The organism is Shimia ponticola (genome assembly GCF_007995215.1).
Lineage (GTDB): Bacteria > Pseudomonadota > Alphaproteobacteria > Rhodobacterales > Rhodobacteraceae > Shimia_B > Shimia_B ponticola.
This window is the reverse complement of record NZ_VCDK01000006.1, coordinates 600,877-613,460: the sequence shown is the minus strand read 5'-3', so window position 1 is coordinate 613,460 and position 12,584 is coordinate 600,877. Positions and strand designations below refer to the sequence as shown.

Here is a 12,584-nt window from a genome sequence, read left to right as displayed (position 1 = left end):
AGCTATTTCCGGCTAAACGCTTGCGAGAACCCATAGGAGCGCGCGGTCCCAAGGGCCGAATTTAGTGCGCTCGCATTGGTGAACGGGCCAAGCACGATCACCTGACGCCGCTGCCCATCGCGTGTGTATTTCCCGATCCGCGTTGGCAATCCGGCATTGGCCAGACGCTGAGCGTCTGCCGTAGCGGCGGCCATTGAGGCATAGGTCGCGACCTGAATGTGGCGGTGCGCCAGCGTGGGAGCCACGACCGCCGCCTGACGCGGTGCGACCGATGGCGCGATGCTGGGTGCAGGACGCGGGGCGGCCTTGGTCGAAACAACTGTGCCTGCGCGCCGTGTCACCGTTTTGGTCGCTGCGCCACCAGCCGCTGCCACAGATGTATTTGGATATTTCAGTTGCGGGAATTCATGCCCGACGACCAGCCCGGACCGGCGGTCAAACAACAGATGCGGCGGGGTCTTGGTCCAAGCCAAATCATACCCGTGATCGGTGCCGGAGGTCCCGCGTTGGAACCCGGGCGCACCAGCGATCACAATCGGCCCGCCCTGCGCGACGTTCGGGCTTGTTGTATAGGTCGGCACGCCCCTGAATGGGTTCAGACGACCGTCGTCCCAAGCCGGGCGGAAACCATGGGGCACCTTCGGTGCGACCGGCACCACCCGTTTCACGCCATTCGCGCCAGTGATCTGAATGACGCCTCCCTGCGATCCGGCAAGCGCCGTGCCACCCTGCACAACACGGAAACCAGCCGATGGGCTTTGTGTCTGTGGACCGCAGCGCGCGCCGGGATTGGTATAGCGCTGGGTCAGCGCATCGCCGCCGGAGCAACCGCGCGCTGCATTGGTGCCTGCTTTGGGTGGGTGCGGCGCGCGAACGATCTCAATCGCAGGCGCGGCAAGGGTCTGGGGCGCTGCAACACGGCGGGCCTGTGTCGGACGCGGCGTGGCTTGCGCTACTCGCCGCTGAGGTGCGGGGGCTGTACGCGGCGTTGGCCGTGGGGGCGCGGCAACGGGGGCTGGGCGATTGGCGACCGCAGCCGGACGCGGCGCAGGTGCAACCGTCGCAGGCTTTGCACGTGCGAATGTCGGGGTTTGGCCACAGACGACCTGACGCTGACGCGTGACCCGTGGCACCCATTTGACGTTGCCGTCAAAACCAGCGCGCACATAGACGCAGCCTGAGCTGTCCACATATTGGCGGCCATTGTAGTCAGACGGCGGAAATTCTGTGGGGTTTTCGGCCTCGGACAGTGACTTTGCCCCTAGAGGCGCAGCCATTCCAAAGCTCAACATCAACAGAACGGATGCGACAGACAGACGACCCATAGCTCTCCCCACAATATCTTGCGGAAAGATGCACCAATTCCCCTAACGAGTAAAGCGAATGTGGCTATTTTGTGCCGAACATCCTATCGCCCGCATCCCCTAGGCCGGGAACGATATATCCGACCTCATTGAGACGTTCATCCACAGCTGCGGTGACGATGCTGACGTCCGGATGCGCCTCCTGCATCCTTGCAATGCCCTCTGGCGCGGCCAGTAGACACAGAAACCGGATGTCAGTCGCACCGGCCTCTTTCAGTTTATCAATCGCAGCCGCTGATGAGTTGCCCGTAGCCAGCATCGGATCAACCGCAATCGTCACCCGTTCATTCAGGCTGTCAGGCACCTTGAAGTAATACTCGACAGGCTTCAGCGTTTCTTCGTCGCGATAGAGCCCGACGAAACCGACCCGCGCCGACGGGATCAATTCCAGCACCCCGTCCAACAGCCCGTTCCCCGCGCGCAGGATCGAAATCAGCGCCAGCTTTTTACCCGCCAAAACAGGGGCTTCCATCTCCTGCAGTGGCGTATCAATCGTGCGCTTGGTCAGCGGCAACTCGCGCGTGATTTCATAGGCAAGAAACTGAGAAATCTCGCGCAACAGACGCCGAAACTCGGCTGTCGACGTCTCTTTGCGCCGCATCAGCGTCAATTTGTGCTGGACCAGCGGGTGATCAACAACGGTGACATCTTTCATGGTGTGGCCTCATCAAGCTGCTTGGCGACACGCGCCTTGGTCTCATCATCACAAAACGCTGCTTCCAGAGCAGTCCGGTTCAACGCATCAAAATCCTCTGCCCCCCATCGGAAAGCACGTTCGAGATTTTCGAATTCCTTGGTCATGGTGGTGTGAAAAAAGGGCGGATCGTCCGTAGACACCGTAACCTTCACGCCTCGGTCACGCAGCCGGGCGATTGGGTGATGGGCAACATCGGGGTAAAGGCCCAGCGCCACATTCGATCCTGGACAGACCTCAAGCACGACACCGGTCTCGGCCAAATCATCCACCAGCGCCGGGTCCTCAGATGCCCTGACACCGTGACCCAGACGCTCGACGCCCAAATCCTTCCAAGTCGCGCGCACCGTGTCCGGCGCGCCCCATTCGCCTGCATGGGCCGTCAGCCGCAACCCGGCCTCACGGGCGCAATCAAAGGACCAAAGATAGTCGCGCGCCGTGCCGACCAATTCGGCCCCTGCAATGCCAAAGCCCAGGATGAAATCGCCATGGGTCTCGGCCGCACACAAAGCTGCTGTCTTGGCCTGCTCTGGACCGAAATGCCGGATACAGGTCACGATGCCCTTGAGCGTCACGCCGTCGACATGCGCCTCTTGCATCGCGGCCAAGTATTCGCGCCATGCCCCGACATCGCCGCCGCCACAGAAATCCGGCGACACAAACGTCTCGGCATAGACGACATTGTGCTCGGCCAATTCCTCAAGCACCGCTTGCGTCAATCGTTTGAAATCGTCCGGGGTCTTGAGCGCCTCGGTCGCGGCCTCATAGACTTTCAGGAAATGATCAAAGTCGCGATAGGCATAGTGGCCGTGTTCATCGAACACGCCTGTCAGATCGATCTTTTTCTCCGCTGCAAGCCCACGGATAAACGCAGGCGGCGCTGCCCCTTCGAGGTGCAGGTGAAGTTCAACCTTCGGAAACTCTTTCCAGCTCATAAAACGCTCCGTCCCGGCCCCTGTGAGGGAACCCCCAGATGATCCGCAATTGTCGCAGCAACATCGACAAAACCCATAGGCGACAGGGGCCCCGCCGGACCACCAGCCATCAAGACGGGCACCCGTTCACGTGTATGTTCGGTGCCGTGCCATGTGGGGTCATTGCCGTGATCCGCCGTCAGGATCAGGAGGTCGCCTTCGCGCAAATCGTCCATGACGGCACCCAGCGCCCCATCAAACCACTCAAGCGCGCGGGCGTAGCCCGAGACGTCACGCCGGTGACCATAGTTGGTGTCGAACTCGACAAAATTGGCAAAGGTCAGCGACCCGTCGGCTGCATCCGCAACCGCCTTTTGCAGATGCTCCATCAGCGCGGCGTCGGATCCTTTGACAACCGTATCAATTCCGCGCATCGAAAAGATATCTCCAATCTTTCCAATGGCCTGCACACCGCGCCCCGCGCCGTGAACCCAATCACACAGCGTCGGCCCGGGTGGCTCGATGGCAAAATCCTTGCGATTGGTCGTCCGTTCGAAGGCCCCCGGCTCTCCGACAAATGGGCGCGCGATAACGCGACCAACCTTCATTTCGTGCAAAATAGGCGCCATCGCCTTGCACATGTTCAAGAGCCGCTCCAAGCCGAAATGCTCTTCGTGGGCTGCGATCTGAAACACGCTATCGGCAGATGTATAACAGATCGGATAACCTGTTCGCAGATGCTCTGCGCCTAGGCGGTCGATGATCTCAGTGCCGGAGGCATGGCAATTGCCCAATATCCCGTTCACTCCGGCGGCTCGGCAGGCCAGCGCGGCAATGTCATCGGGAAATGCCGGTTCTGCATCAGGGAAAAAATGCCAATTCCACGGCACTGGCAGTCCGGCCAATTCCCAGTGGCCCGATGGCGTGTCCTTGCCGGGCGACACCTCGGTTGCGGCCCCGTAGGCCCCGCGCGTCGGCGCGTTTAGTCCCATGTCCATGCCAGACGCCATGCGCACTGCTTCGCCCAAGCCGAGCGAGGCCATGACAGGTACATTCAACGGACCTGAGCGTCCGTCTTCGGCTTTGCCCGCAGCGCAGGCCGCAGCAATATGCCCAAGCGTGTTGGAACCCTCATCACCGAAGTCTGCTGCATCCGGCGCTCCGCCAGCCCCGACGCTGTCCATCACGATCAAAAACGCGCGCGCCATCAGCTGATCCTCTGGCGCACAAGATCGGGAAGCCCCGGGCGCGCACCCGTCACCGTGATGGCCTGTGAAACGGCATGCGCGGCCGCCTCGGCGCTGTTTTGATCGGCAGCATGAACGAGGGCAAGCGGCGCTCCTTTTTGCACAGGTGCGCCCAGAGGCAGGACATCACTCAGCCCGACGGCTGGATCAATCACATCGGTCTCGACCTTGCGGCCGCCACCAAGTGAAACGACCGCATGACCCAAGGCCTCTCCGTTCATTGCGGTGACAAATCCATCCGCCTGCGCGGTCACGGCATAAACCACTGGGGCGACGGGCAACTGCTCAGGCCGGTCAATCAAATCCATAGGCCCGCCTTGTGCCGCCACCATCCGGGCAAACCGCTCTGCCGCCTGCCCTGACCGCAAAGCATGGGTCAGCGCGACATTTGCCTCGGTCTCGGAAGCGGCGACACCCGCCGATTGCAAGACCTCTGCCCCCAACGCAATTGCAACCTCGACCAGCGGACCTGCTGCATCCCCGCGCAGGATTGCTAGCACCTCTGCCACCTCAAGCGCATTGCCAAGAGCAGGCAAAAGAGGCTGGGACATATCGGTGACCAACGCCGTCGTCGGGCACCCCGCGCCCTTTGCGGTTTCAACAAGCGAGGTTGCAAGCTCTCGTGCCTCGGCTTCGGTTTTCATGAACGCGCCAGACCCGACTTTCACGTCCAGCACCAGCGCCCCCAGACCTTCTGCGAGTTTCTTGGACAGGATCGACGCGGTGATGAGGTCCATCGACGCAATCGTCCCGGTCACATCGCGCACCTTGTAAAGCCGCTTATCTGCAGGCGCGAGTTCAGCAGTCGCACCTACGATGGCCGCTCCACAAGACCGCACGATGTGTTTGAGCGCCACCTCGTCGACCTGAGTTGTGAGACCCGGGATCGCTTCCAGCTTATCCAAGGTACCACCCGTATGCCCAAGACCCCGGCCAGAGATCATCGGGACGTATACGCCGCAGGCCGCCAACAACGGGGCCAAAACCAATGACACCGCGTCGCCAACGCCGCCGGTCGAGTGTTTGTCCACAACAGGCGCTGGCAAATCCCAATTGAGCAACGCGCCACTGTCACGCATCGCGCGGGTCAAGACGACCCGGCCATCATCCCCCAGCCCGTGCTGACAGACCGCCATGGCAAAGGCACCAGCTTGCGCGTCAGAAACAGCACCGCTGGCCAACCCCATGACAAAGGCCTCAAGCGACGCCGCATCGGGCCTGCGGCCCTGGCGCAAACCGTCCAGCAACTGACGGGCGTCTACAGTCACTTGGACCCACCCATATAGCTTTGGTCAAACGCCCCCGGCAGCAGTTCGGCAACCGTGGCTGTCATCGTATTGCCTCCGGTTGTGCCCATCGACACAACAACATCGCCTGCCGCGAATTCAGCGATCTTTTGGCGACATCCGCCACAGCACGACACAGGCTCGGGGCTGCCCGCAATCACGGCAATTTCGGCAATCTCGGTCTCTCCTGCTGCCACCATGGCCGCAATTGCCCCAGCTTCGGCGCAGGTGCCTTGCGGATAAGCCACGTTTTCCACGTTGCACCCGACATAGACCTTTCCCGATTTCCCGCGGATCGCGGCTCCGACCTTGAAATTCGAATAGGGCGCATGGGCATTTTCGCGCACCGTGCGTGCGGCTTCCATCAGGTCGGTCGATGTCATCAATGGTCCTTTCCGTCCGCACCATCGTGCGGATACGCGCCCGGATGATCAAGCGGGAACCTTCGTCACCCTCGGGACGTTTTCTACCCAACAGGCAAACGAAAGGAGCCGACATGACTAGCAATATCCGCGCCGCCGCTGCCATCGACAGGATTGGCATGACCACTGCAGGTGGCTCGAACGCGAGCGACACCAAACCGATGACAAGCCTGCAGGCCGACCATCTCAGAGCGCTGTGCAAAAAAGCCGATGAGCCCTTTCTCGACGGCATCAGCGAGGCCGAGGCCGAAGCCAAAATCCAAGAGCTTGAGCGCAAGACAGGCACCGATGTTGATGGTGACGGGCAAGCGGGCAAGCCGCTTCTCTAAGACCCCACCTCAGTGGTGAACGCGCCCGGCAAAGCCACTTCAAGCAACTCGAGATCAGCGCTGGGGCTGTCGTACAATGTCGGCAGCCCCGGTGGCACGACAAAAGCATCTCCGGCGGACAGCCGTTGCGCCTCTTGGCCCTGTCCCTGCAAGGTCATCTCCCCCGCCATCACGAAACTGAACAAGATGTCACCGTCATGGCGCGTCCACTCTGGCGCGCCCTGCCCGGGCTTGATGACATGCACCCCTGCCACACCTTTGGTGTTCGCGTAGATTGTCGTATCGCGGCTGATATAGCCGGGCAGCCGGAACGGCTCCCACTCGGCCTCGTCCGCGCGATGATGGACAAAGCGCTGGCCGTTAAATTCACGATCCGGCTGAAACGTGGGCGTCGGTAATTCCATGTCATGATCAATGGTCGTGATGTGCTCAGCCGGAACGCCAATCTCGATCACTTCCAGTCCATCGCTCGCAAACAGCACACGGTGCCGAATTTCGGGCGGTTGGATTACGCAGTTTCCGGCGTGCAAGCGGAACGGCTCACCTTGATCCTCGTACACAAGATCAACCCAACCTTTGTAGCAAAAGATCAACTGAAATCCGACGCTGTGGTAATGCACCATGTCCGGCACAGGTCCCGCGTCCGGAATGCGGATGTGGCTTGCAATGATGGACCCGCCAAGCCGCGATGGGATGAGGTCGCGATACTGCATGCCCGCGCGCCCCACGACCCATGGGGCCTGATCCGCAAGACGCCGTACGACAAACGCATGTTCGGTTTCTGGCATAACCACCGGTGGAGCCAAGGGAGCGATTTCAACGCGCGTCCCGTTCGGCGCGGTGAGTTCGGTTGCGCCATCGGCAATCAGAATCGGGTCGTCGGCAAGAATGCGAAGGACACCCGGCGCAACCTCAGCTCCCTTACGCACGCGCACCCTCAAGCCATGACCTGAAAACACAGCTTCGCTGGGATCGTCCGCAGGAAAAATCTCATCCATGCGCATGCCAAGCGTCTTGGTGAAGAACGGGATATCATCCCGCAGCTCTTGCGTTGGCAGTAACACTTCGGCGCGGATATTCTGCATTGCATCTCCTCTTGCGACCGGTTTTGCGGCGGTTCGAAATGGGGATCAAGGGTGGCGTGACATCAGCCGTGCCATCGTTTGCGCAACCATCGTGGACTTTGGGTCCGAAACAAAATAGTTCAACGTTAAACAATATTGGGGAGAACAGCCATGGCCAGCGACTTTGACAGCCCGGCTCTGCGCTATCATCAAGAGCCAAAGCCCGGCAAACTCGAAATCCGCGCAACCAAGCCATTGGCCAACGGGCGCGACCTGGCTCTTGCCTATTCGCCCGGCGTTGCAGAAGCTTCTAGCGCCATCCACACCGATCCGGCCCGCGCATCAGACTACACAGCACGTGGTAACCTAGTAGCGGTTGTGACCAATGGATCAGCTGTTCTGGGCCTTGGAAATATCGGCGCGCTGGCATCCAAGCCCGTGATGGAAGGTAAGGCGGTCCTATTCAAGAAATTCGCCAATATCGATTGTTTTGACATTGAACTAAATGAGTCCGATCCGGAAAAGATTGCGGATATCGTTTGCGCGCTAGAGCCCACCTTTGGGGCCATCAACCTCGAAGACATCAAGGCCCCCGACTGTTTCATTGTGGAAAAACTCTGCAATGAGCGGATGAACATCCCTGTCTTCCACGACGACCAACATGGCACCGCCATCGTCGTCGGCGCGGCGGCAACAAATGCGCTGCGCGTTGCGGGCAAAGCGTTTGAGGATATCAAGATCGTCTCGACCGGCGGCGGGGCAGCCGGGATCGCATGCCTCAACATGTTGCTGAAACTGGGCGTCAAACGCGAAAATGTCTGGCTCTGCGATATCGAAGGCCTTGTTTATGAAGGCCGAGAAAACGACATGACCCCGCAGAAGGCGGAATACGCCCAAGGCAAAACGCCCGCGACCCTGGACGACGTCATCGAAGGCGCGGACCTGTTCCTTGGCCTCTCGGGCCCGAACGTGCTGAAGCCTGACATGGTCGCCAAAATGGCCGACCGTCCCATCATTTTCGCGCTTGCCAATCCCACACCCGAAATCCTTCCAGAAGCCGCCCGCGAAGTTGCGCCACAGGCCATCATTGCGACTGGCCGCAGCGACTTCCCCAATCAGGTCAACAACGTCCTTTGCTTCCCGTTCATCTTCCGAGGCGCGTTGGATGTGGGCGCGACCGAAATCAACGACGCGATGAAGCTGGGCTGTATCGAAGGCATCGCAGCACTGGCCCGCGAAACAACATCTGCCGAGGCAGCCGCCGCTTACTCTGGTGAAAAGCTGACATTCGGGGCTGATTACCTGATCCCTAAACCATTCGACCCGCGCCTCATGGGGGTTGTGGCCACCGCCGTGGCCCGTGCCGCTATGGAGAGCGGTGTAGCCACGAAACCCATCGCGGATCTTGAGGCCTACAAGGCCGACCTCGACGGCTCGGTCTTCAAATCGGCCCTGATCATGCGCCCGGTCTTCGAAGCCGCTGCAACATCATCGCGCCGGATCGTATTTGCCGAGGGCGAAGACGAGCGTGTGCTGCGCTGCGCTCAGGCGACGATGGAGGATTTGACCGAACAACCGATCCTGATCGGCCGTCCCGACGTGATTGCCCAACGCTGTGAGCGCGCTGGTCTCAAAATTCGGCCTGGCGACTTTCAGGTCGTCGACCCAAATAATGACCCGCGTTACCGCGACTACTGGGGTACCTATCATTCGATGATGGCACGCCGTGGCGTGACGCCCGACATCGCCCGCGCGATTATGCGGACAAACACCACAGCCATCGGCGCGGTCATGGTCCACCGCGAAGAGGCCGACAGCCTGATCTGCGGCACCTTCGGTCAGTATCACTGGCACCTGAAATACTTAACGGAATGCCTTGGCACCGGACAGGTCGGGACGGATCAATTGCACCCTGTCGGTGCGCTATCAATGATGATCCTAGAGGATGGGCCGCTCTACCTCGCCGACACGCATGTTCACGATCAGCCGACGCCAGAGCAGATTTGCGAAACGGTCATTGGCTGCGCTCGCCACGTCAGGCGCTTCGGGATCACCCCGAACATTGCCTTGATGAGCCGCTCGCAATTCGGCGATCAGGATTGCGGTACCGGGCGCACGATGCGCGCAGCGCTGGACCTGCTGGATAGCGAAGACCGCGACTTCGTCTATGAAGGCGAAATGCATGTCGAAACCGCGCTCAACCCGGAACTGCGTGCGCGCATTTTCCCGGACTCGCGCCTGACAGGTCAGGCCAACGTGCTGGTCTTTGGAAACTCTGATGCTGCATCCGGCGTCCGCAATATCCTCAAGATGAAGGCAGGCGGTCTTGAGGTTGGACCGATCCTCATGGGCATGGGCAACCGCGCACACATCGTGACTCCGTCGATCACCGCACGCGGTCTGCTCAACATGACTGCGCTGGCGGGCACACCGGTGGCGCATTACGGCTAGATTGCAAACTCTGCAAAGCGCCTGCACCTACAGGCGCTTCTTTGCAAAATTCAGCTGCAAATCGCTGCAAAGGTCCGCGACATATTTCCCTGTTGGCGCGAACAAGGGCGCATCCACGCTTGATCGCCCTATTGCGCACCCCCTATGCCTTTTGTCGGAAGACGGGAGGACGACTGATGACCTACAAAGACGTGTATCACGCGTGGCAAGCTGACCCAGAGGCATTCTGGATGCAGGCGTCTGAGGCGATTGATTGGGATCAGGCCCCGTCCCGCGCGTTGGATGACAGCAACGCGCCACTTTATCAGTGGTTCACCGATGCCAAGGTCAATACCTGCTGGAACGCCGTCGACCGACATGTAGAGGCCGGGCGCGGTGACCAGACCGCCATCATCTATGACAGCCCGATCACCGGCAAAGCCGGCAAGACATCTTACGCGGAATTGAAGGATCAGGTGTCGCGGCTTGCAGGTGCGCTTGCAGCGAACGGGATTACCAAAGGCGACCGGGTCATCATCTACATGCCGATGGTACCCGAGGCATTGGTCGCCATGCTGGCCTGCTCCCGCATTGGTGCGATCCACTCGGTCGTCTTCGGCGGGTTTGCCGCAAACGAGCTTGCCGTGCGCATCGACGACGCGACGCCCAAGGCGATCCTTGCTGCATCCTGCGGCTGCGAACCCGGCCGCGTGGTTGCATACAAACCACTGCTTGATGGGGCCATTGAGCTAGCCGAACACAAGCCTGACTTTTGCGTCATCCTTCAGCGCGAAGAAGGTCCCTGTGAATTGGGCGAACGCGATCTGGACTGGCACCGCATGCAGGAAGGCATCGCCCCGGTTGATTGCGTCCCGGTCGAAGGCAACCACCCAGCCTATATCCTCTATACCTCGGGTACGACCGGTCAGCCCAAAGGCGTCGTGCGGCACACTGCCGGCCACCTCGTTGCTCTGAATTGGACGATGAAGAACATCTACAACATCGACCCCGGCGACGTTTTCTGGGCCGCTTCAGACGTCGGTTGGGTCGTGGGCCATAGCTATATCTGCTATGCGCCGCTCATCCACGGCAACACGACGATCGTGTTCGAAGGTAAACCCGTCGGCACGCCTGATGCAGGCACATTCTGGCGCGTCATTCAGGATCACAACGTCAAATGCCTTTTTACCGCCCCAACCGCCTTCCGCGCGATCAAGCGGGATGACCCAGAGGCCAAGCTGATCGGCGACTACGACATTTCGTCATTGGAAAGCCTGTTCCTTGCAGGTGAGCGCGCAGACCCCGACACGATCCAATGGGCTGAACGGCACCTGAAAGTGCCGGTGATCGACCACTGGTGGCAAACTGAAACCGGCTACGCCATCGCGGCAAACCCAACTGGCATTGAGCAACTGCCGATCAAGCTTGGCTCACCGACGGTGGCGATGCCCGGCTATGACGTGCAGATTTTGAATGATGAAGGCGAACAACTCGGTCCCAACACGCTGGGTGCCATCGCCGTCAAACTGCCTTTGCCGCCTGGTACACTACCGACGCTCTGGAATGCCGAGGAACGCTTCAAGAAAAGCTATCTGAACACGTTCGAAGGTTATTACGAAACCGGCGATGCCGGAATGATCGACGAAGACGGTTACCTCTACATCATGGCGCGCACCGATGACGTCATCAACGTCGCGGGCCACCGCCTGTCGACCGGCGCTATGGAAGAGGTCCTTGCAGGGCACCCGGACGTTGCCGAGTGCGCAGTGATCGGCGTGACTGATACCCTGAAAGGCCAGCTACCGATGGGCTTTTTGTGCCTGAACGCTGGGACAGACAGGGATGACGCAGAGATCGTGAAAGAAGTCGTCGCCAAGGTTCGCTCGGAAATCGGACCTGTTGCGGCCTTCAAGCTGGCCTGCGTTGTGCAGCGTCTGCCGAAAACCCGCTCGGGCAAAATCCTGCGTGGCACGATGGTCAAAATCGCCGATGGCGAACCCTTCAAAATGCCAGCAACCATTGACGATCCAGCAATCCTTGATGAGATCAAAGAGGCATTGCAGGGAATGGGTTACGCCAAATCCTAGTCATGGCCTGCGCCCTTTCACAAACGCACGCGGGCCGGAACCTGACATAGGTTCCGGCCCGCAGTGTTTATGGGGCTCTGGTCGTTTACGCCGCCTTGTCAAAGAAGGCATCGACCTTCTTCTCGGCTTCGTCTTTGGCCACACCGTATTTCTGCTGGATCAGGCCGATCACTTCATCGCGCTCGCCCTTGGTTTTTTCCAGTTCGTCTTCCGTCAATTCGCCCCACTCCTGGCGCGCTTTGCCGGTCCACTCGTTCCAGTTGCCCTTGATACGTTCCCAATTCATCGTGTCCTCCTTTCGGTTCCATGTCTGCTCAGTGCGGCGATGGCCGCACATATTGCCAACGGGATGACCTGACGAATGGTTCCGAAATCTTCACTTTACTTGTGAGCGCTATCGTGCGACGGCCTGTGTCGCACGACGTGCGCACTACATCGACCCCCGTTTTCCTATCTGGCGATCCGGTCTCGATCTGCACCGACGCTACAGGAACCGGCGCATACCGCAGCCGGACATTTTAAGGAGAACGGGATATGCCAACCGGCACCGTCAAATGGTTCAACACCGAAAAAGGCTATGGCTTCATCGCACCAGATGAGGGCGGCAAGGACGCATTTGTCCACATCCGCGCGGTACAGCGCTCGGGTCTCGAAGGTCTGAACGACAACCAAAAAGTCAGCTACGAAGTCGAAGCTGGCCGCGACGGTCGCGAAAGCGCAGTCAACATCGAGCTTCTGTAAGCCAGC

Annotated in this window: 12 protein-coding genes; 4 read left to right on the top strand and 8 right to left on the bottom strand. The window is 59.9% G+C overall.

Features of this window, described 5'->3' with window-relative positions; all coding sequences use genetic code 11:
* Nucleotides 1–2: 2 nt before the first annotated feature.
* The 6 genes from FE702_RS16515 to FE702_RS16490 all read right to left on the bottom strand — a co-directional run bounded on the left by FE702_RS16515 (nucleotide 3) and on the right by FE702_RS16490 (nucleotide 5,888).
* The gene (locus tag FE702_RS16515; RefSeq protein WP_147127412.1) at nucleotides 3–1,325 is read right to left on the bottom strand and encodes an SPOR domain-containing protein; all 1,323 of its coding nucleotides are present in this window, start codon (nucleotides 1,323–1,325) and stop codon (nucleotides 3–5) included.
* Between the two features lie 64 nt (nucleotides 1,326–1,389).
* A complete protein-coding gene (gene upp, locus FE702_RS16510) occupies nucleotides 1,390–2,019 on the bottom strand; it encodes a uracil phosphoribosyltransferase (protein WP_147127411.1) in 630 nt (209 codons plus the stop codon).
* Complete coding sequence (locus tag FE702_RS16505; RefSeq protein ID WP_147127410.1) at nucleotides 2,016–2,993, bottom strand: adenosine deaminase; 978 nt, start codon at nucleotides 2,991–2,993, stop codon at nucleotides 2,016–2,018. Before FE702_RS16505 ends, upp begins: the two co-directional genes overlap by 4 nt.
* The gene (locus FE702_RS16500; RefSeq protein WP_147127409.1) at nucleotides 2,990–4,180 is read right to left on the bottom strand and encodes a phosphopentomutase; all 1,191 of its coding nucleotides are present in this window, start codon (nucleotides 4,178–4,180) and stop codon (nucleotides 2,990–2,992) included. Before FE702_RS16500 ends, FE702_RS16505 begins: the two co-directional genes overlap by 4 nt.
* Nucleotides 4,180–5,487 carry a thymidine phosphorylase gene (locus FE702_RS16495; RefSeq protein ID WP_147127408.1) on the bottom strand — a complete coding sequence of 436 codons (1,308 nt, stop codon included), beginning with the start codon at nucleotides 5,485–5,487 and terminating at the stop codon, nucleotides 4,180–4,182. The genes FE702_RS16500 and FE702_RS16495 overlap by 1 nt, the downstream gene beginning before the upstream one ends.
* Nucleotides 5,484–5,888 (bottom strand): cytidine deaminase, encoded by a 405-nt coding sequence (locus FE702_RS16490; RefSeq protein WP_147127407.1) that lies wholly within the window; start codon nucleotides 5,886–5,888, stop codon nucleotides 5,484–5,486. The genes FE702_RS16495 and FE702_RS16490 overlap by 4 nt, the downstream gene beginning before the upstream one ends.
* 113 nt (nucleotides 5,889–6,001) lie before the next feature.
* On the opposite strand from FE702_RS16490, the gene FE702_RS16485 reads away from it, so the two are divergent.
* Nucleotides 6,002–6,256, top strand: coding sequence for a DUF3072 domain-containing protein (locus FE702_RS16485; RefSeq protein ID WP_186827129.1), 255 nt, complete (start codon nucleotides 6,002–6,004; stop codon nucleotides 6,254–6,256).
* Here the strand turns inward: FE702_RS16485 and FE702_RS16480 are convergent.
* On the bottom strand, nucleotides 6,253–7,341 hold the full coding sequence (locus tag FE702_RS16480) for a cupin domain-containing protein (RefSeq protein ID WP_147127405.1): 1,089 nt from the start codon (nucleotides 7,339–7,341) through the stop codon (nucleotides 6,253–6,255). The two genes, FE702_RS16485 and FE702_RS16480, sit on opposite strands and share 4 nt — an antisense overlap.
* A 150-nt stretch (nucleotides 7,342–7,491) precedes the next feature.
* Between FE702_RS16480 and FE702_RS16475 the strand changes: the two genes are divergently transcribed.
* Together FE702_RS16475 and FE702_RS16470 are read left to right on the top strand one after the other, a co-directional pair.
* Nucleotides 7,492–9,771: an NADP-dependent malic enzyme gene (locus FE702_RS16475; protein WP_147127404.1), complete on the top strand. Its 2,280-nt coding sequence runs from the start codon at nucleotides 7,492–7,494 to the stop codon at nucleotides 9,769–9,771.
* A gap of 176 nt (nucleotides 9,772–9,947) precedes the next feature.
* Nucleotides 9,948–11,837, top strand: coding sequence for a propionyl-CoA synthetase (locus tag FE702_RS16470; protein WP_147127403.1), 1,890 nt, complete (start codon nucleotides 9,948–9,950; stop codon nucleotides 11,835–11,837).
* An 85-nt stretch (nucleotides 11,838–11,922) separates the two neighbouring features.
* Here FE702_RS16470 and FE702_RS16465 read toward each other — a convergent pair whose 3' ends face one another.
* The gene (locus tag FE702_RS16465) at nucleotides 11,923–12,123 is read right to left on the bottom strand and encodes a CsbD family protein (RefSeq protein ID WP_147127402.1); all 201 of its coding nucleotides are present in this window, start codon (nucleotides 12,121–12,123) and stop codon (nucleotides 11,923–11,925) included.
* Between the two features lie 248 nt (nucleotides 12,124–12,371).
* On the opposite strand from FE702_RS16465, the gene FE702_RS16460 reads away from it, so the two are divergent.
* Nucleotides 12,372–12,578 carry a cold-shock protein gene (locus FE702_RS16460; RefSeq protein ID WP_147127401.1) on the top strand — a complete coding sequence of 69 codons (207 nt, stop codon included), beginning with the start codon at nucleotides 12,372–12,374 and terminating at the stop codon, nucleotides 12,576–12,578.
* The last annotated feature ends 6 nt before the right edge of the window (nucleotides 12,579–12,584 follow it).

Excerpts from the sequence above, each read along its gene's own strand:
- FE702_RS16515 (WP_147127412.1), bottom strand. The coding sequence starts at position 1,325 with ATGGGTCGTCTGTCTGTCGCATCCGTTCTGTTGATGTTGAGCTTTGGA.
- upp (WP_147127411.1), bottom strand. The coding sequence starts at position 2,019 with ATGAAAGATGTCACCGTTGTTGATCACCCGCTGGTCCAGCACAAATTG.
- FE702_RS16505 (WP_147127410.1), bottom strand. The coding sequence starts at position 2,993 with ATGAGCTGGAAAGAGTTTCCGAAGGTTGAACTTCACCTGCACCTCGAA.
- FE702_RS16500 (WP_147127409.1), bottom strand. The coding sequence starts at position 4,180 with ATGGCGCGCGCGTTTTTGATCGTGATGGACAGCGTCGGGGCTGGCGGA.
- FE702_RS16490 (WP_147127407.1), bottom strand. The coding sequence starts at position 5,888 with ATGACATCGACCGACCTGATGGAAGCCGCACGCACGGTGCGCGAAAAT.
- FE702_RS16485 (WP_186827129.1), top strand. The coding sequence starts at position 6,002 with ATGACTAGCAATATCCGCGCCGCCGCTGCCATCGACAGGATTGGCATG.
- FE702_RS16480 (WP_147127405.1), bottom strand. The coding sequence starts at position 7,341 with ATGCAGAATATCCGCGCCGAAGTGTTACTGCCAACGCAAGAGCTGCGG.
- FE702_RS16475 (WP_147127404.1), top strand. The coding sequence starts at position 7,492 with ATGGCCAGCGACTTTGACAGCCCGGCTCTGCGCTATCATCAAGAGCCA.
- FE702_RS16470 (WP_147127403.1), top strand. The coding sequence starts at position 9,948 with ATGACCTACAAAGACGTGTATCACGCGTGGCAAGCTGACCCAGAGGCA.
- FE702_RS16465 (WP_147127402.1), bottom strand. The coding sequence starts at position 12,123 with ATGAATTGGGAACGTATCAAGGGCAACTGGAACGAGTGGACCGGCAAA.
- FE702_RS16460 (WP_147127401.1), top strand. The coding sequence starts at position 12,372 with ATGCCAACCGGCACCGTCAAATGGTTCAACACCGAAAAAGGCTATGGC.